General features: G+C 47.1%; 15 protein-coding genes. 10 read left to right on the forward strand and 5 right to left on the reverse strand.

Features of this window, described 5'->3' with window-relative positions; genetic code table 11:
* Positions 1 to 82: 82 nt before the first annotated feature.
* The 3 genes from ACBP55_RS02610 (at position 83) to ACBP55_RS02620 (ending at position 3,949) form a co-directional block, all read left to right on the forward strand.
* Positions 83 to 766: a response regulator transcription factor gene (locus tag ACBP55_RS02610; protein ID WP_029198880.1), complete on the forward strand. Its 684-nt coding sequence runs from the start codon at positions 83 to 85 to the stop codon at positions 764 to 766.
* The gene (locus ACBP55_RS02615) at positions 763 to 2,265 is read left to right on the forward strand and encodes a sensor histidine kinase (RefSeq protein WP_464649551.1); all 1,503 of its coding nucleotides are present in this window, start codon (positions 763 to 765) and stop codon (positions 2,263 to 2,265) included. The genes ACBP55_RS02610 and ACBP55_RS02615 overlap by 4 nt, the downstream gene beginning before the upstream one ends.
* Before the next feature lie 589 nt (positions 2,266 to 2,854).
* On the forward strand, positions 2,855 to 3,949 hold the full coding sequence (locus tag ACBP55_RS02620) for a hypothetical protein (RefSeq protein ID WP_464649552.1): 1,095 nt from the start codon (positions 2,855 to 2,857) through the stop codon (positions 3,947 to 3,949).
* 437 nt (positions 3,950 to 4,386) lie between these two features.
* On the opposite strand, the gene ACBP55_RS02625 is transcribed toward ACBP55_RS02620, so the two are convergent.
* The 4 genes from ACBP55_RS02625 to ACBP55_RS02640 form a co-directional block, all read right to left on the reverse strand.
* Positions 4,387 to 4,548 (reverse strand): DUF6526 family protein, encoded by a 162-nt coding sequence (locus ACBP55_RS02625; protein WP_464653211.1) that lies wholly within the window; start codon positions 4,546 to 4,548, stop codon positions 4,387 to 4,389.
* A 100-nt stretch (positions 4,549 to 4,648) separates the two neighbouring features.
* Positions 4,649 to 5,086, reverse strand: a complete 438-nt coding sequence (locus tag ACBP55_RS02630; RefSeq protein ID WP_464649554.1) for a cupin domain-containing protein — start codon at positions 5,084 to 5,086, stop codon at positions 4,649 to 4,651.
* A 44-nt stretch (positions 5,087 to 5,130) separates the two neighbouring features.
* Positions 5,131 to 5,574 carry an SRPBCC family protein gene (locus ACBP55_RS02635; RefSeq protein ID WP_464649556.1) on the reverse strand — a complete coding sequence of 148 codons (444 nt, stop codon included), beginning with the start codon at positions 5,572 to 5,574 and terminating at the stop codon, positions 5,131 to 5,133.
* A complete protein-coding gene (locus ACBP55_RS02640; RefSeq protein ID WP_464649558.1) occupies positions 5,567 to 5,887 on the reverse strand; it encodes an ArsR/SmtB family transcription factor in 321 nt (106 codons plus the stop codon). The genes ACBP55_RS02635 and ACBP55_RS02640 overlap by 8 nt, the downstream gene beginning before the upstream one ends.
* A gap of 221 nt (positions 5,888 to 6,108) precedes the next feature.
* On the opposite strand from ACBP55_RS02640, the gene ACBP55_RS02645 reads away from it, so the two are divergent.
* From ACBP55_RS02645 to ACBP55_RS02660, 4 genes are read left to right on the forward strand one after another with little or no spacing between them, the layout of a single operon-like run.
* Positions 6,109 to 7,791 (forward strand): efflux transporter periplasmic adaptor subunit, encoded by a 1,683-nt coding sequence (locus ACBP55_RS02645; RefSeq protein WP_464649560.1) that lies wholly within the window; start codon positions 6,109 to 6,111, stop codon positions 7,789 to 7,791.
* A gap of 33 nt (positions 7,792 to 7,824) precedes the next feature.
* Entirely contained in the window at positions 7,825 to 8,550 is a 726-nt protein-coding gene (locus ACBP55_RS02650; protein ID WP_029194531.1) for an ABC transporter ATP-binding protein, read from the forward strand.
* Entirely contained in the window at positions 8,547 to 9,725 is a 1,179-nt protein-coding gene (locus tag ACBP55_RS02655; protein ID WP_464649562.1) for an ABC transporter permease, read from the forward strand. Before ACBP55_RS02650 ends, ACBP55_RS02655 begins: the two co-directional genes overlap by 4 nt.
* A gap of 21 nt (positions 9,726 to 9,746) precedes the next feature.
* Complete coding sequence (locus ACBP55_RS02660; RefSeq protein ID WP_464649564.1) at positions 9,747 to 11,942, forward strand: hypothetical protein; 2,196 nt, start codon at positions 9,747 to 9,749, stop codon at positions 11,940 to 11,942.
* Between the two features lie 191 nt (positions 11,943 to 12,133).
* On the opposite strand, the gene ACBP55_RS02665 is transcribed toward ACBP55_RS02660, so the two are convergent.
* Entirely contained in the window at positions 12,134 to 13,120 is a 987-nt protein-coding gene (locus tag ACBP55_RS02665) for a metallophosphoesterase family protein (protein ID WP_464649566.1), read from the reverse strand.
* Positions 13,121 to 13,775: 655 nt separating this feature from the next.
* Between ACBP55_RS02665 and ACBP55_RS02670 the strand changes: the two genes are divergently transcribed.
* Genes ACBP55_RS02670 through ACBP55_RS02680 form a run of 3 tightly spaced genes read left to right on the forward strand, consistent with a single transcriptional unit; the run spans position 13,776 to position 15,720 of the window.
* The gene (locus ACBP55_RS02670) at positions 13,776 to 14,144 is read left to right on the forward strand and encodes a GntR family transcriptional regulator (protein ID WP_029194528.1); all 369 of its coding nucleotides are present in this window, start codon (positions 13,776 to 13,778) and stop codon (positions 14,142 to 14,144) included.
* Complete coding sequence (locus ACBP55_RS02675) at positions 14,144 to 15,037, forward strand: ABC transporter ATP-binding protein (protein WP_464649569.1); 894 nt, start codon at positions 14,144 to 14,146, stop codon at positions 15,035 to 15,037. Before ACBP55_RS02670 ends, ACBP55_RS02675 begins: the two co-directional genes overlap by 1 nt.
* The gene (locus ACBP55_RS02680; protein ID WP_464649571.1) at positions 15,037 to 15,720 is read left to right on the forward strand and encodes a hypothetical protein; all 684 of its coding nucleotides are present in this window, start codon (positions 15,037 to 15,039) and stop codon (positions 15,718 to 15,720) included. The genes ACBP55_RS02675 and ACBP55_RS02680 overlap by 1 nt, the downstream gene beginning before the upstream one ends.
* The last annotated feature ends 370 nt before the right edge of the window (positions 15,721 to 16,090 follow it).

A 16,090-nucleotide genomic window follows, 5' to 3' on the forward strand; every position in this document is an offset into this window, starting at 1 on the left:
CAACCGCTCAGATTGCTTTTAGGGAGGATATGGGATACTGACTGTAGAAAACGTGTACAATGAACTTCGGGGGGATTAAACTATGCGCCAATTAAAAGGTATTAAAATTCTGCTCGTTGATGACGAGCCTCATATTTTAGAGTTTCTGGAGTTGGGTTTAGCGAATGAAGGGTTTGAGGTTATGACGGCTCAGGACGGGATTAGTGCGATCACAGCTTGCAATAAGTTTCAGCCGCATATCGCTATTCTGGATGTGATGATGCCGGGGATGGACGGGTTCGAAGTTTGTCGAATGATTAAGAAGACGGAAAATGTCGCGGTTATCATGCTCACGGCTAAGGATGAAGTCGATGACCGGGTCAAGGGACTTACGCTTGGGGCCGATGATTATATGATTAAGCCATTTAGTTTTGAGGAGCTGCTTGCTCGTATCTATGCACGGATTCGCAACCACTTCCCGAACTTGTTCGGTGAAGTGATTATTGGACCACTACGCATGGATGATCGGCGCAAGGAAATTAGCCTGCATGACAACGTGCTGGAGCTATCTCCTACGGAATATGAGCTGCTCAAATTTATGTCAATTAACCATGGACTTGTATTGAGCAAATCGATGATTCTCGATAAAGTATGGGGCTATGACTTCGGTGGCGAAGAGAATATCGTTGAGGTGTACATTCGCTCCTTACGCGATAAGCTTGGCGATAAAGAACATAAGCTGATCCGCACGATTCGCGGCGCCGGCTATCGGATGGATTTAACATGAAAAGGCGGGGCCGGTTTGCCGAGCATTTTGTTACCGGTTCGCTGAAATTCCAGTTACTCTCGCGGTCTTTGTTGGTGATGTCTGTGTTATTGCTGCTGATTGGGGTGTTCCAATATATTTTCATGCAGCAATTTCTGTATAAGAACAAGGCGGAGACGATTCGCAACCAGCTTGCGACGTTACCTCCTAATACGTGGCAGCGAGCAGGGGATTTTCCGGATAGAGGCCAGAATCCTTTTATGCCTAGACGAGACTCTAATGGGAGTAACCGTTCGGACAATACGGGAGGGGAGTTTCCCCGAATTTTCGTTCCTGATTTATCCATTGCTTTGATCGATAGTGAAGGGAATTACAAGCAGTTGTCTTCAGAAAATGTAACGGCTCCTTTGCAGCTTACGAAGGAAGAATATCAGGAATTATTGAAATCGAAAGACAAGCCCCCGTACCAAATCATGAAGGATAAAGATGGCAATGAACAGATGATTGTCTTTCATCAAATTCGAGAGAGATCCCAAGGCGTACAAGGACTTATTCAGGCGAGTACGAGCACAGCACCGATTAAAGCTTTGCTGCTCCGTCAGTTGTTCACCTTTCTACTATTGTCCATGACAGCATTAATTGTAGGGTTGCTTGGCTTCTTGCCCGTGTTAAGGCGGACGTTGGTGCCGCTTTCGAATATGGTGGATACGGTGAAACAGATTGATTCAGGTAATCTGGGCGAGCGGTTCCCTGCGCATCAGGGGCAGGTGGAGATTGACCGATTATCGACTTCCTTCAATAGTATGCTTGAGCGGCTGGAGTTTTCTTTTGAGGCGGAAAAGGAGGCCAAAGAGCAAATGCGCCGCTTCGCTGCGGATGCTTCGCACGAGCTTCGTACACCGCTTACCTCCATTCATGGCTTTTTGGAAGTACTGCTTCGCGGAGCGTATCAACAACCGGAGCAACTGCTGAAAGCGCTGAAGAGCATGCACGGTGAATCCGTGCGGATTAATAAGCTAGTTGAAGATCTGCTGCTGCTTGCTCGGTTGGATCGAACGCCATCTTTTCAAAAGTCGGAAGGACTGCTTGATGAGATGCTGCATGAGATGGAGCCCCAGCTTCGTCTACTGGCAGGAGACAGAACCGTTACGTTTACATTGGAACCCCAGATCCGTTGTCTGTATGATCCGGATAAAATCAAACAGGTCGTCCTCAATTTGTTTCACAACGCCGTTCAGCATACGCATCCTTTGACTGGACAGCTAGCGCTTTCGTTAGCAAAGACGGATGCAGGTGTCGAAATTGCTGTTCATGACAATGGGCCAGGGATTGCACCTGAACATCTCCCTCATTTGTTTGATCGTTTCTACCGAATCGATTCCTCGAGGGCGCGCAGGAGCGGCGGCGCAGGATTGGGATTATCCATCACTCGTTCCATTGTGGAGCTGCATGGGGGAACGATTGAGGTTCATAGCACTGTAGGTGAAGGCAGTACATTTAAAGTGCTGCTGCTTCCATAGAATGAGAGGAGCTCTATCTCGACTGATGTCGGGGTGGGGCTTTTTTTAATTGTATAGGAAATTATGATTTTCACCGATTGAGGATAAAGTGTTGATAAATCTGTAGGTAAGTATCTTCTTCACCCGAAGGGTGATTTTGTTCTTTATAGCATGTTTTTAGCTGGAGTAATGCTTACACAATTATAAATAAGAGCCCCCAGAAGCTTCTATTTCTACAAAAGGAGGCTAGTGGTGGGAGATAAGAGTCTCCAGAGACTCTTATTTGTTGCCGAACATAGCGTGTGCGGATAATTCTGCGCGAATAAGAGCCCCTAGAGGCTTTTATTTCTACAAAAGGAGGCTAATGGTGGGGGATAAGAGTCTCTAGAGACTCCTATTTGGTTTCGGGGTAAGCGAGGGTTAGCCGATCGATGATAACAAGCCAAGCTACATTTGCCAGCCGTCGTATACGCATCTACTATCTTCAGCAAACACTCAGAAACCTCTCAACTAACATTCAGTTTATATTAAGATGAGATTCAGGTTAGGCGTCTATACTTGGTTTTGTAAGGAAGAAACAAAAAAATAAAGAAAAAGGTGGAAACAAATTATGAAAAACATGGGCAGAAAAATTCTTACAGGTTCATTGGTAGCTTCTTTTGTACTCGGAGTTGGTTTTGTTGGAGCTTTACATAATCAAGCATTTGCAGATACGGTAACAGGCACGTCAACGAGCACATCGACTCAAAAAGCAGGAACGGGTTTCAAAGGTCGTGGAGATTTCGGAGACCGCGGTGGCTTCAAGGGTGCGAACGTGGTAAAAGAAACAGCGACAATCCTGGGCGTTGACGAAAGCGTCGTACAAGACGCATTGAAAGCGGACAAAACATTGGCTGCATTTGCAGAGGAAAAAGGACTTGCGAAAGCAGACTTTTTGCAAAAGCTAGTTGATGCAGAGACGGCTTCCATTACAGCTGATGTAACAGCGGGCAAATTGACACAAGCGCAAGCAGATAAGATTCTCAAAGGTCTAACTGATCAATTAACGAAGCGTATTGACAGCAAAGGGTTCAAAGGCGGCTTCCCAGGTGGCGATCGCGATGGCATGGGCAGAGGTCATGAAAGCAATCTTGTAGAGCAAACAGCAACAATTCTTAGCGTGGATAAAAGTGTTGTTCAGGATGCTTTGAAAGCTGGCAAAACATTATCGGCTTTTGCAGTGGAAAAAGGTTTAACGGAAGCAGACTATGTAGCTAAGCTAGTTGCAGCAGAAACCACTGCTATCAACGCTGAAGTTACAGCTGGTAAACTAACGCAAGTCCAAGCGGACAAAATGTTGTCCGGCCTATCCGACCGTTTGACGAAACAAGTGCAAAGCACGCGTCCTGAAGGTGAGTGGGAAGGTAAAGGCGGCCGTCATGGCGGCCCTGGCGGTGGACAATTCGGGAACCCTGAGGTGTTGACACAAATTCTGGGCATCACGCAAGATGAGCTAAAAACAGAACTGAAAGCAGGCAAATCGATCGTTGATATTGCTACAGCTAAAGGCATCAGTGAAGATGATCTCATTAGCAAAATCAAAGACGGAATGACGGATTCCATCAAGAAGCATGTAGAGCAAAAAGGCACAGATCGTAAGCGCCCAGAAAGCGCACCGTCTGCTAATACAACAGCACCAACTACAACTCCTGCTACAACGAACTAGAATTGATTTGGATGAAGCTGCTCGCTATGCGGGCGGCTTTTTTGCCGTCCCAGTGAGATAGGTCGGATTCCGGGCTTTAGCGATGATTTTCATCGCTAAAGTGTGCGGGAGGCGGGAGATTGACTTGTTAACGATATAAAACACTCTTACATGATGAGTTGGCTGGCCGAGTAGTCCGATTTATGAGTTGTAATGATGATTTTCATCGCTAAAGTGAGCGAGTGGCGGGAGGATGACTCGTTAGCGATATAAAACATGCTTAAATGACGAGGAAACTGGCTGAGTAGTCCGATTCCGCTCCGTAGATTGGTAGTCTGCGTAAAATAAGTTTTTAGAATGCCCCCAATAAAAGAAACAGCGGCGGACTAGGACTGAAAATAAAGTCTTAGACTGCTGCTGCTTCTATTATGCTAACGTTCTCTGGAACCGACGGGGCACTATTTGGCCCAAAAAGCACGCCTGGAATCCAGCGGCTGCCCCGTTAGTCTGAAGTGACGAAAGTTCTCCTCTTGCTGAAGGATACGGTCTTGAAGACCCGCCGTGAATTTTCTTGAAATGGGAACTAAAAGGAATGCACTTAGGGGAAAGTCTGACCTGATGAATGGAGGAGAATGTGAAGCTGTCGCGGATCATATGTACGCTTGAGGCCACGAGCGCGCTCAGTATTTAACGTGATTAAGATAGTTTCGTTCCCTAGAATTACTTAACGCTCTTCCCCCATACGACAGGTTGTTCCAGGATTATCCCGTCTGTCATCACCCATTGGGTAAGGCTGTTCTCTTTGGCTTGAATAACGATAAAATGCAGGTCTTCCGAAGCGGACGTATTCTTTAGCACTCTCACTCCGTCAGGAGCGATTCGAACTGAAGTTCCTTCGATCACTTCAAATTCGTTTCCGTCCACTTGGAACTGACCTTGTCCTTTAAGAAAGATGTAGAGTTCCTCATTTTCTTGGTGTTTGTGATAGAAGGGGACCTCCCCCTTTGGGGGCAGATTATTCAGTGATACTTCCATGCTCGTAAGATTTAAGGATTCTTTCAGAAAAATTTTTCCTTTTAGCATTCCTTCCGTAACGTTTCCAAAATTCGAAAATGCACCTGCATGGTTAATGGAGTAATTCGCTTGATTCGGCTCCAATTTATTCACCTCTCCTTAGATCTAATTGTATCAGTAACGTTAAATTAAAAGGCTGGCAGGGTTTTACCTGTTTCGAGCAGGCTCTTCAAATTACTGAGAATGACAGGCCATCCATTATTAAATCCTTCTATCTTACCTTCATCTTTGCGAATATCCTGTTCTAATAAATCCTCGTGTTGGAGCGTCAGCTTTATAGTATCGTTCAAAGGTGTTAATTCATAAGTAACTCTCGAAATTCGATCGCCTTCAATGTCTTTGACGCTCCAGCTAACTGTGAGTAAACGATGCGGCTCATATACAAGAACTTCACCATAATGATCAACCTTATCTTTATTCATCAACTTAAAGCTGGATCCGACTTGCCAGTCTGAAACGATTTCACGACCAAAAAAATACTGCTTGGTGAATTCACTATTAGTTAGTGCTGCCCAAAGCTTCTCAGGTGTAGTTGCGATGTAAGTCGTATAAACGAATGAAGTTTTATTCATGATTAGTACCCTCCTCTAAGGCTTGTTTTAGTGTGTTTAATGCCTCAATCCGGTGAAGCTCAAACTTGCCGATCCAGCGTTGATAAATTTCCCCGATAGGTACGGGGTTAAGATAATGCAGCTTTTCACGGCCTTGCCAAACCACAGTAATTAGATTTGCCTCTTCTAGCAGCAAAAGGTGCTTCGTAACAGCTTGACGGGTCATGGTCATTTGTTTACAGAGTTCTCCCAAGGATTGTCCGTTATTCTCGAATAAGAGGTCGAGTAATTCTCTGCGTGTTCCATCTGCAAGTGCTTTAAAAAGTTTGTCCATGTCTCTATTATATGCAACAATTTAGTTGCATGTCAATCATTGTAAAAAAGCTGTAGCATATGCCACTGGAACTAGTTTTCAGCAAACACTCAGCTTGTGTTCAACTTATATTCAGCCTACGCTCAGACAGGTTTCAGCGATCCCATTTACACTATGGCTAGTAGGAATTGTGATGGCCTGGGCGGTGGAAAGTCTGGGTAACTGGGAGAGGGGCATAACGGATGAAATTAGGTCGGAAGAAGAGATGGGTCATTGTGGCCCTAGCTGCCATTCTATGTGGAGCGGGAACATACTATTACGTACATAACAAGGCGCAGCCAGCGTCTGCAGCAACACAGCAAACAACGATGAAAGTGACTAAAGGCTCAATATCCATGGCGGTATCAGGAACTTCTCAGCTGGATGCCAAGGACAAGCAAAATATTGTGATCCCCATAGATGGTATCATCAAAACGATGAATTTGACGCAAAATCAGGCGGTCAAGAAAGGCGATGTGCTCGTCGAGTTGTCTGTGCCTTCAACGGAAACGACTCTCAAGGAAGCTCAGGTCAGCTTGCAGCAGCTTGAGAAAGAGCTTGCAGATCTACAGGACCAACAAAATCATATGAGTGTTGCAGCCAGTATGTCTGGCAAAATTACTTTACCAGCCAATCTGGATGTAGGCAGTCAAGTCAACAAAACAACGAAGATCGGCACGATTTCAGATACAACACAGTTTAAAGTGAAGCTGCCATTCTCCTTGCAAGAAGCTGTACAGCTGAAAAAAGGTGACCCCGTAGAGCTTAGCGTCGATGGCTATTTACTATCCAAAGTCGGAGCCGTGGATACGATAGACCGTGAAATTAAAGCGGATGCTAACGGGAACAAAGTGGTTACAGTGGAGGTTCTGGTTAGCAATGACGGAACGCTTTCGGCGGGCCTTAAGGTAAAAGGCAGCATAGGCAGCGGTGATGGTAAAATTGATTCCTCCGAGCAGGTGGCGCTTGAGTATGTGCGCACCTCTCCTATTTTCGCAGAGGCAAGCGGAACGATAAAAAGCATGAAATTTAAAGATGGCGAAACGGTGAAACAGGGCGATCTGATCGCCACACTGTTCAATGACGACCTTCAGAATAATATCATAAGCAAGCAATCAGCTATCGAAAGCCAGAAAATCCGTGTCAACGATGCGGAGCAGAAAGTAAATCAATTGACGATTAAAGCGCCGTTCGATGGCGTGTTCTCGGCTGATTTTGCCAATAGTAAAAACAATGTGCTTCGCAATTATCCAGTAGGCGCGCAAATTAATGCCAATACAACGCTAGGAGCCGTAGCGAGCCTAAGCACGATGCAGCTGGCTATTGCCGTAGATGAGCTGGATTTAACAAGCGTTAAAGTGGGGCAGAAGGTGAATGTGAAGGTTGATGCTATCTCCGGCAAGACGTTCCAAGGTGAAGTGACTTCCGTATCCAATGTAGGAATAACGACGAATGGGGTCACAACATATGATGCTGTGGTCGCGATTCCGAATACCGATCAGAATGATTTGAAATATGCGATGACGGCGACAGCTGAAATTTCTATACAAGATAAGAAAGATATACTCGTGCTTCCGATCCAAGTGGTTACAACAACCAGAGGCAAGTCTACCGTTTCGCTGAAGAAAGCGGATGGCACCGTCGAAGAGCAGCACGAAATCAAAGTGGGTATTCGCAGTAAGACGCAGGTTGAGGTGGTAAGCGGTTTGAACGCAGGCGATGAGGTCGTGATGCCGGTGCGCAGAGCGACAACGACGAATCAACAGCAGCAAGGTTTCCCTGGGGGTGCGGGTGGTTTTCCAGGCGGCGGTGGCGGAGGCAACTTTGGTGGAGCTGGCGGCCAAGGCGGTGGCGGAACGCAGAACGGTGGAGGCGCGGGCCGCTAACCGTGAGCCAGCCCTACTGAGAGGAGCGATTCGATGAATATCATTGAACTAAACGAGGTAACGAAGAGTTATGCTCGGGGTGCAGAGGAATTGCAAATTTTGCGCGGCATTACCCTGCATATTGCGGTAGGAGATTTTGTTGCCATTATTGGTCCCAGTGGATCGGGAAAGTCAACGTTAATGAATACAATCGGACTTCTGGATAGTCCGACTTCTGGCTCCTATACGTTAGACGGCGTAGCGACGGAGAAGATGTCGGACAATGGGCTTGCTGAGCTGCGCAACCGAAAAATCGGCTTTATTTTTCAACAGTTCAATCTGCTGCCCAGACTTACTGCTACGGAGAACGTAGAGCTGCCGATGATTTATGCAGGCATTCCCGCCAAACAGCGGAGAGAACAGGCTCAGCGGATGCTGGAGAAGCTGGGGATGGGGGAGCGAGGACATCACAAGCCCAGTGAACTGTCTGGCGGACAGCAGCAGCGGGTAGCTATTGCCAGAGCTTTGGCCATATCCCCGTCCTTAATTCTAGCCGATGAGCCGACTGGCGCACTGGATTCGAAGACCGGCATTGAGGTGCTGGAATTGATTAAGGAGCTGAATCAGCAAGGCAACACGATTGTTTTGATCACCCACGATCATCACATTGCAGACAATGCCAAACGTGTCGTGACGCTGCGTGACGGAGAAATCATAAGCGATCAAAGAAACGAAATGCTGCCAACACCTGCACGTAAGTTAGAGGGGGCGGTTTCATGAGAATTTGGGAGCTTTTCCAAATGGCGCTGGCCACGGTGCGTTCGAATCCCCTTCGTACGGTGTTGACCATGCTTGGCGTTATCATTGGCGTTAGCTCAGTTATTACGTTAGTTTCGATAGGTCAAGGCACGTCCAAAGCCATTGAAAAGCAGTACGAAGGGCTGGGAACGAACCTGTTGACGGTTAATCTGATGGGCAACGGACGCGCCACGCAGCTGAACTATGATGAGGTTATGCAGCTTGAAAATACATCGGGAATCAGTGCAATTGCGCCAACGATGACTAGAAATAGTACCAGTATTAAATACGACCGGACAACAGAGACCTACAATGTTATTGGAACTAATGATCGATATCTCAGTTTGCAAAAGGGGACGGTCGCCAGTGGCCGCTTCTTGGCTCAAGCCGATCTGGACTTCCGCAATCACGTTGCAGTCATTGGGAGTGATGTTGCCAAGCAGTTTTTCGGTACGGATGACCCGATTGACGAAGAAATTAATGTGAACGGTTATATGTACACGATCATCGGTGTGCTCAAAACGAAAGGCTCCAATACAAGCGGGACGTCGCTCGATAGCTCGGTTTATGTACCTCTCCCTACCATGAGCAGGGATTTTAAACTGGGCAACATTCGGACGGCTTACGTCGAAGCAGCTTCTGGCAATGATGTGACCCGTGCACAAAGAACGTTAGAGTTGTATTTATTTAATAAATTTAAAAGTACAACGGGCTATAACATTTTGAATTCATCCGAATTAATTAGCGCCAGACAGACGGCTTCCAGCACACTGACCAATCAGCTAGTTGCTGTAGCGGCGATATCCCTCCTGGTAGGTGGGATCGGCATTATGAACATCATGCTCGTAACCGTGAGTGAGCGCACTCGGGAAATTGGGATTCGTAAATCAATTGGGGCGAAGCGGAGAAACATTTTGCTGCAGTTCCTGGTTGAAGCTACGCTGATTAGCGGCATGGGTGGGTTGATTGGTTTGATTCTGGGGATCGGCCTATCTCTAGCGTGGCCTTACATTAACCCCAGTCAACAAACGAGTTTGTCCATAAATATAGGGCTTTACGCATTCTTATTCTCGGCCTTGGTTGGTGTTGTTTTCGGATTATATCCAGCCAATAAAGCATCGAAATTAAAACCTATCGACGCACTGCGTTTTGATTAGGTCCACAGGAGGTTTGAAAATATGATTCGCAATTTATCATCGATTTCACTCAAACAGACAGGTCTTGCTCTGCTATTGACGGGCAGTTTTGCTGCTGCATCTTGGATGGCTCCCGCTGTTCATGCGGCTTCCGAAGCGGTTTATATCTCGAACTCCTCTTATTTTACATTAAACCAAGCGGCGCTTTCGTCTTCTTCTCTTCAGTTTTCCGTGCTTTTACATAATGGGGAAAGCCAATCGATCGATTTTAACCAATATGGGGTACGGGTTACGGATCAAGCAGGACATAGCTACACAGCGAAATTAAGCGAGAAAAAGAGTGCGAGTGTCCTCCCTGGGCAGGATCAAAGCTTCCGCTTCTACGCTAACCTGCCAGCAGGTGAAACAGCAGATCAACTAAAGGTTGATGTGTTCCGCTGGGATTTCGGCAAAGCCGATTTCATGAATCATCTAGGCGATCTTCCGGTTTCCTCGGTTGTGCAGGAGGGACAGGTAAAGGTACCTGAGCAAATTATTAATTTGCATGCACTCGACAGTACGCTATCCAATGATGCCTCCGTTGCTTTTCAATTGGGCCAGAGTGTTCGCGTAACAGAGAATGGAAAATGGTACATGTACACGCAAGTTTCAGCAAAAAACTTAGGCTCAAGCAGCGTTAAGCTGCCTTCAGGTCTACAAGTTAGACTTGTGGATGCAAATGGACTGAAATATACCTCTACGGTTGCTAGCGGTTCCGATACAACGTTCCTGCCGAATCAATCGGATACGATGACGCTCAAAACACTCGTTTCCCGACAAATGCCGACCAGTGGCCTCACGCTGGAATATTATTACTTGAATCAAAGCGAGGAAGTCTCGCTGGGTACGCTTAGTCTGAACACTTCGCTCCAAACAGCAGCGCTTGGCACGAAGCAAGTTTATGCTGGGCAGCAGGAGGGCGAGCAGGTCACCGTGAAGGCGAATACGTCGACGTATTCGATTCAAGCAGACGGTGTGCATGTGCAGACCGTTGTCACGCTCAGTAATGAAGGCGAGGCGATCGCCTCTGTGCCATCCTTCTCTGCTTCTTATCAATTCGGCGACGCCGGCACGTCTGTTACATCGACAGATAACTCAGCCCGCAGCGGTTACTTGGCTCCAAAAGAAACGGCTTCGTATTACTTCAACGCTACTCTGCCAACGGGTGTTGATCCGAATACGGCTCAGCTGGTGCTTTGGCAGAAGGCTAGCACGGGTAGCTCAGGGACTGGCTCGACAGCAAGTACATCGAGCGGCGGGACGGCTTCTGGAACAGCAACCACCAGCTCAGGGGCGGGGTCCTCTGCTAGCTCTACAGCTACAGCTGGCAGCAGTGGTGCTGCAGCGGCCGGTCAAATGCCTGTTGCCGTTTTCTTGCTTAAGGGGGCAAGTGAAGCGCAAAGCGGCTTTACAACAGCTGTGAACTACGAGCTTGGCAGCAAGCTAATTTTCAACAACAACGCTGTTGTAAACAAAAATCTAGATGTCTCCTTAATGGAGCTGCATGCTCACGAAAACGACGATCTAGGCTACAAAACAGCCGTAGCTAAATACAAAATAACAAACAACGGAACGAGTACTCTTGCCCTTCCCGAGCTTCAAAATGAGCTGATCGACAGCAAAGGCAATACCTACACAGGCTCTCGCCAAAGTGCAGCTGCGACTCAAATTACACCAGGAAGTTCTTATGTGGTGAGCTATTCCTACCTGCTTCCGAATAAAACACAAGTAGATGACGAGACATTCGCATTGAACGTTTATGACAATAAGTCTGTATCTGAGGGCAATGTATCTGTCGGTACCTATCGGGTAGCGCTGCAGAAAGAGACGGAAAGCGATACGCTTAATTTATATCCGTTCTCCCTCAAAGTGAATGACAGCTCGATAAGCTGGCTTTATAACAGCGGGACTTATTCCTATCAGCTTAATCTGGATTTGGATATTACCCATGAAGATCAGGTCATTATCGATTCGAATTTCTCCAAAATTGAATTCGATATGGTCGATTCCCTCGGCCGAATTGTTGGCACTCAAACAGCAACGTTGACGGGAACAGGTAAGCTTACCAGCGGCAAGCAAAAAGTTGTTGTCACAGGCTTGAAAAATGAGCAGGTTGATTCCGGCGTGGTCGTCAACATGTACGAGGTCATTGAGACACCGAATGGGACGGCAAAGAGACTTATTAAGCAGTTTCATTAGTATGGATGAGGACTGAAATTCGTATAAGAAGATTAAATTGTTAACATGCAAAAAGACTGCCAGACATTGGGCTATTTCTAGCCTTGTCGGGTAGTCTTTTTGGTTTGTCTCCGAGCGGAACGATATAAAGGAAGCCTTTCACCTGCAAGGCTTCTTGATTAGGGGAGGGCGGCCGCGGAGTCGGAAAATGCCTATTTCACGTCGTATCCTTTGGCGATGGATGGCTCTATCCATCGTTTTTTGAAATGTTCGCGGCGCAAGATCACCACGCGGTCCTTGTAGACGTCCACGACAAGACTCTGGCTGATGGCCTGCGTCTCGGGCACGTTTTGCGCGTTCCATACCTCCCGGATGGAAGCGCTGGAAGCGGCGAGAAACTTCAGCTGCTTCACTTGTCTGGTCGTTTCTAGGTTCCAGTGGGTGTGACCACTGAACAGAATGACGTTCGGGTGCGCATCGAGCAGCGCCCGCAGTTCTTCGTGCTGGACGACGCCCAGCTCCAGATCGGTGCCGTCCAGCGTCCGCGGCAGCGGCTGATGGAGGAACACGAACACGGGCTTGCCGGCGTCCGCCGAGCCCGCGGCCGTAAGCCGCTCGCGCAGCCAGCCCAGCTGCTCGGGCGAGAGGAACGCATCCTCACCGTAGGAAGCGTTCACGTCTCTGTACGCTTCCCCGCTAAGGAAAAGGAAGCGGTAGCCGTCCACGATAAGCTCGTGATACGGCTTATCGTAGCCCATCATGCGGTCGAATAACGCGACCGCTTGCTTGCTCGACCATGTTGGATTCATCTTCGATGTATCCAACCCGCCCTCCGTCGTGCGCCACACGCCGTAGTAATCGTGGTTGCCCATGGTCGCATGCACAGGGGCATGGGGCTGGCGGCCGAGCAGCGCCAACAAGCTGCGATAGTCGGCCTCACTCCCATTCGTGAGGTCGCCGTTCAAGACGAGCAGCTTGCTGTCCGGGCGCAGCGCGTGATGGTCGGCCAGCGCTTGGCTCAGCCGCAACTGAGCGACTTGGTCGTAGGAAGTGATGTGAACATCACTCATCACGGAAAACGAAAACAAAGGTGCAGCCAACGGCTGCTCGACCTTGTCGCTAGCTACGATTGTGCTTCGCAACGGGGTCAAAAATAGAAGAAAACCAAGGATAAGTATTCGCAGCTGTAATGATTTCATCTTACATACACCTTCCAATTAGACTTATCGATTGTCCTTATTTAGCTTGCATAGTGATAAAGTGTGCTGATCGAGATTGTGGAAACATTCAAGTGAGTGATTTGTTTATCAGGTAATGAGTTGCTGGTTAGGTTTCTGTTTAGGAGTGAACGGATGGAATCCAACCTCAGGGTAGCTATCTTTTCCCGGCTTTAGGAGGGGAAGTTGTACGGCGTACAACATTTTTGCCCATTTTTTCTAAAAAAGCTGAAATTGTTGTAGTTTGTACAACAAAAAGGCTTTATTTCTCGATATTGAGCTGTTTTTGGGCTAAAGAGTTGTATGTTTTACAACAATCGCCGCGAACTCGCGGATTTACTCACTTAATGTTGTACAAAGTACAACTTTACGAAGTGGGAGCAAGCCAGAGGTGCTCAGAGAATGTAATCTTCTCTGGTTGATCGACAAGTATGCCCAGCGTACCTTGAGTAGCATTTACCTTAAACCCCCTATTCCCCAAAAAACAAGCAACCACATACCCTAGTGGTATTCCCAGTTCCATGGGAATTTATTTATTTTGCTGCCCAGCCTAAATATCAGTTTTGCTGTTGACTTTTAAGTCAATTGGTTGTATGGTTAATTACATGAGTAACTAACCAATGTGGTGGTGAGAGAAATGGGACTAATGATGGACGATAGCCGCCCGATTTTTGTGCAAATTGCAGAGCGTATTGAAGACGACATTATAGAGTCAAGAATGCCGGAGGAATCGCAAGTGCCTTCTACGAATCAGTTTGCATCCTTTTATCAAATTAATCCGGCGACAGCAGCGAAAGGTGTTAATTTGTTGGTGGACCAAGGGATTTTGTACAAGAAACGAGGGATTGGCATGTTTGTAGCGGAGGGAGCGCGAGCGAAGCTGATGGAGAAGCGGAAAGAACTATTTTATGAGCAATATGTCGTGACGATGGTGAAAGAAGCTGAGAAGCTCGGAATTACTGTTGAACAATTGACGGAAATGGTGCGAAGAGGGGAGAAAGCGTGATGACCAACATTGTGGAAGTGAAAGGATTAACCAAGTCCTATGGCCAAGTGACAGCAGTGGATCATGTTAGTTTCACGATTGAAGCGAATAAAATCTATGGCTTACTAGGCAGAAACGGCGCAGGCAAAACAACGATCATGCATATGATCTCGTCTCAACAGTTCGCGACAAGCGGCGAGTTGAAGGTATTTGGGGAAGAACCTTACGAGAATAGCCGGGTGCTTAATCAAATTTGCTTCATTAAAGAGAGCCAGAAGTACCCAGATAGCTTCCGTGTCATTGATGTAATCGAGGTTGCGAGATCGCTTTTCCCGAACTGGGATCATGCTTATGCGCATGCTTTAATTGAAGATTTCCGTCTGCCTTTGAAAAGAAAAATAAAAAAGCTATCCAGAGGGATGCTTTCTTCCGTTGGTATTGTGGTTGGTCTAGCTAGCCGTGCTCCATTAACCATTTTCGATGAGCCTTATTTGGGTCTGGATGCTGTGGCAAGAATCCTATTCTATGATCGCTTGCTTGAAGACTATGCCGAGTTTCCGCGGACGGTTATCCTCTCTACGCATCTCATCGACGAAGTTAGCCGCTTGCTCGAGCATGTGCTGGTTATCGATAACGGCAAATTGATTATGAATGAAGATGCGGACGCTCTTCGTGGTCGTGCTTGCACGGTTTCCGGTCTAGCGACAGCTGTGGATTCCTTCACGCGGGGCAAAGAGCTGCTTGAACGCACGGCGATAGGTGCGGCTGCAACGGCAACGATTCTAGGTGCTCTAAGTGACCGGGATCGGAAGGAAGCAGAGGCCATGGGGCTTGAATTTGCTCCGGTATCTATGCAGCAGCTTATCGTTCATCTGACACGCACATCAATCGCGGGAAAGGGGACTGAGGAATAATGAATCAAGTTAACCAGGTAGTAAAGCTCCACATGAGGAACAAAATGGCATCGTGGGCTATCCCGTGGATCATTATTGGGGCAAACTTTTTGATCAATTTTCTTATAGCGATGTCGTTGGACAAAGGTGAATCTATTAACACTGGGGCGATTGTTTCGATTTTCATCTACACCTTAGTAGCAGGTACAGTTACTATTAAAGAAACCTTTCCATTTGCCTTGGGACTAAGTATTCGTAGGAAGGATTATTTCTTTGGAACTGCTGTGACAGCTATTATTGTAAATGTTAGTTCAGCCCTAGGACTTGTCATCTTGTCTGTGATTGAAGAGGCGACCAATGGGTGGGGAGTTCGATTGCACCTTTTTAAAATCCAATTTCTAAACGATCTTTCGCTGATAGGCACGCTGGGTATTTATCTGATTGTACTTCTTCATATGTATTTCCTCGGGTTCGCGATATCCAGTTTACACCGTCGTTTCGGCGGCGCTTCGATGTATATCTTTTTTACATCCCTGCTTTTGATTGGTACGGTAGGTTCCTATATCTTCACGCACTTTGGGTTGTGGGGCGGTCTCTTGGATTGGTTCATCCATAGTTATATGGATATATTCTGGTGGATGGTGCCTTTGGTTGTCGTTTACTTAGTGGCAGCTTATGGATTGCTTCGTAGAGCGACGGCTTAGAATTAAGAATAAGGGGCAGTCCCATAAGGCGTTCATCTTTAGGCTGCCTCCGTTTTCACTGTTGCACTACATGGAAAACCTACCGTTAGTTTGGGTGTTTTCTCTGAAGCCCTGTTAGATTTCGCTCCTTATTGAAACAAAATAAAGGCTGCTCGCTAGGCTATTAACCTTTTGAGTCAGCCTCTTATTTTGTTAGTTAGTCTCCTGAATGAGATCCGCAAGAGGCGGAATCGAGCTACGTATGTGGGTTACCTTCCCAAGACCAAACCAGCTTTGGCTTGCCGGCGCTAATCCATAAAGCGCTGATTTGAGATAAGCGCGTTTTCCGCGTCTATCTCCAGTCAATCCTAGAGAGCGCGTTTTCTGAGCT

Source organism: Paenibacillus sp. WG02, from assembly GCF_055396115.1.

Coding starts and splice junctions, on each gene's coding strand:
- ACBP55_RS02610 (WP_029198880.1), top strand. CDS start 83: ATGCGCCAATTAAAAGGTATTAAAATTCTGCTCGTTGATGACGAGCCT.
- ACBP55_RS02615 (WP_464649551.1), top strand. CDS start 763: ATGAAAAGGCGGGGCCGGTTTGCCGAGCATTTTGTTACCGGTTCGCTG.
- ACBP55_RS02620 (WP_464649552.1), top strand. CDS start 2,855: ATGAAAAACATGGGCAGAAAAATTCTTACAGGTTCATTGGTAGCTTCT.
- ACBP55_RS02635 (WP_464649556.1), bottom strand. CDS start 5,574: ATGAATAAAACTTCATTCGTTTATACGACTTACATCGCAACTACACCT.
- ACBP55_RS02640 (WP_464649558.1), bottom strand. CDS start 5,887: ATGGACAAACTTTTTAAAGCACTTGCAGATGGAACACGCAGAGAATTA.
- ACBP55_RS02645 (WP_464649560.1), top strand. CDS start 6,109: ATGAAATTAGGTCGGAAGAAGAGATGGGTCATTGTGGCCCTAGCTGCC.
- ACBP55_RS02650 (WP_029194531.1), top strand. CDS start 7,825: ATGAATATCATTGAACTAAACGAGGTAACGAAGAGTTATGCTCGGGGT.
- ACBP55_RS02655 (WP_464649562.1), top strand. CDS start 8,547: ATGAGAATTTGGGAGCTTTTCCAAATGGCGCTGGCCACGGTGCGTTCG.
- ACBP55_RS02660 (WP_464649564.1), top strand. CDS start 9,747: ATGATTCGCAATTTATCATCGATTTCACTCAAACAGACAGGTCTTGCT.
- ACBP55_RS02665 (WP_464649566.1), bottom strand. CDS start 13,120: ATGAAATCATTACAGCTGCGAATACTTATCCTTGGTTTTCTTCTATTT.
- ACBP55_RS02670 (WP_029194528.1), top strand. CDS start 13,776: ATGGGACTAATGATGGACGATAGCCGCCCGATTTTTGTGCAAATTGCA.
- ACBP55_RS02675 (WP_464649569.1), top strand. CDS start 14,144: ATGACCAACATTGTGGAAGTGAAAGGATTAACCAAGTCCTATGGCCAA.
- ACBP55_RS02680 (WP_464649571.1), top strand. CDS start 15,037: ATGAATCAAGTTAACCAGGTAGTAAAGCTCCACATGAGGAACAAAATG.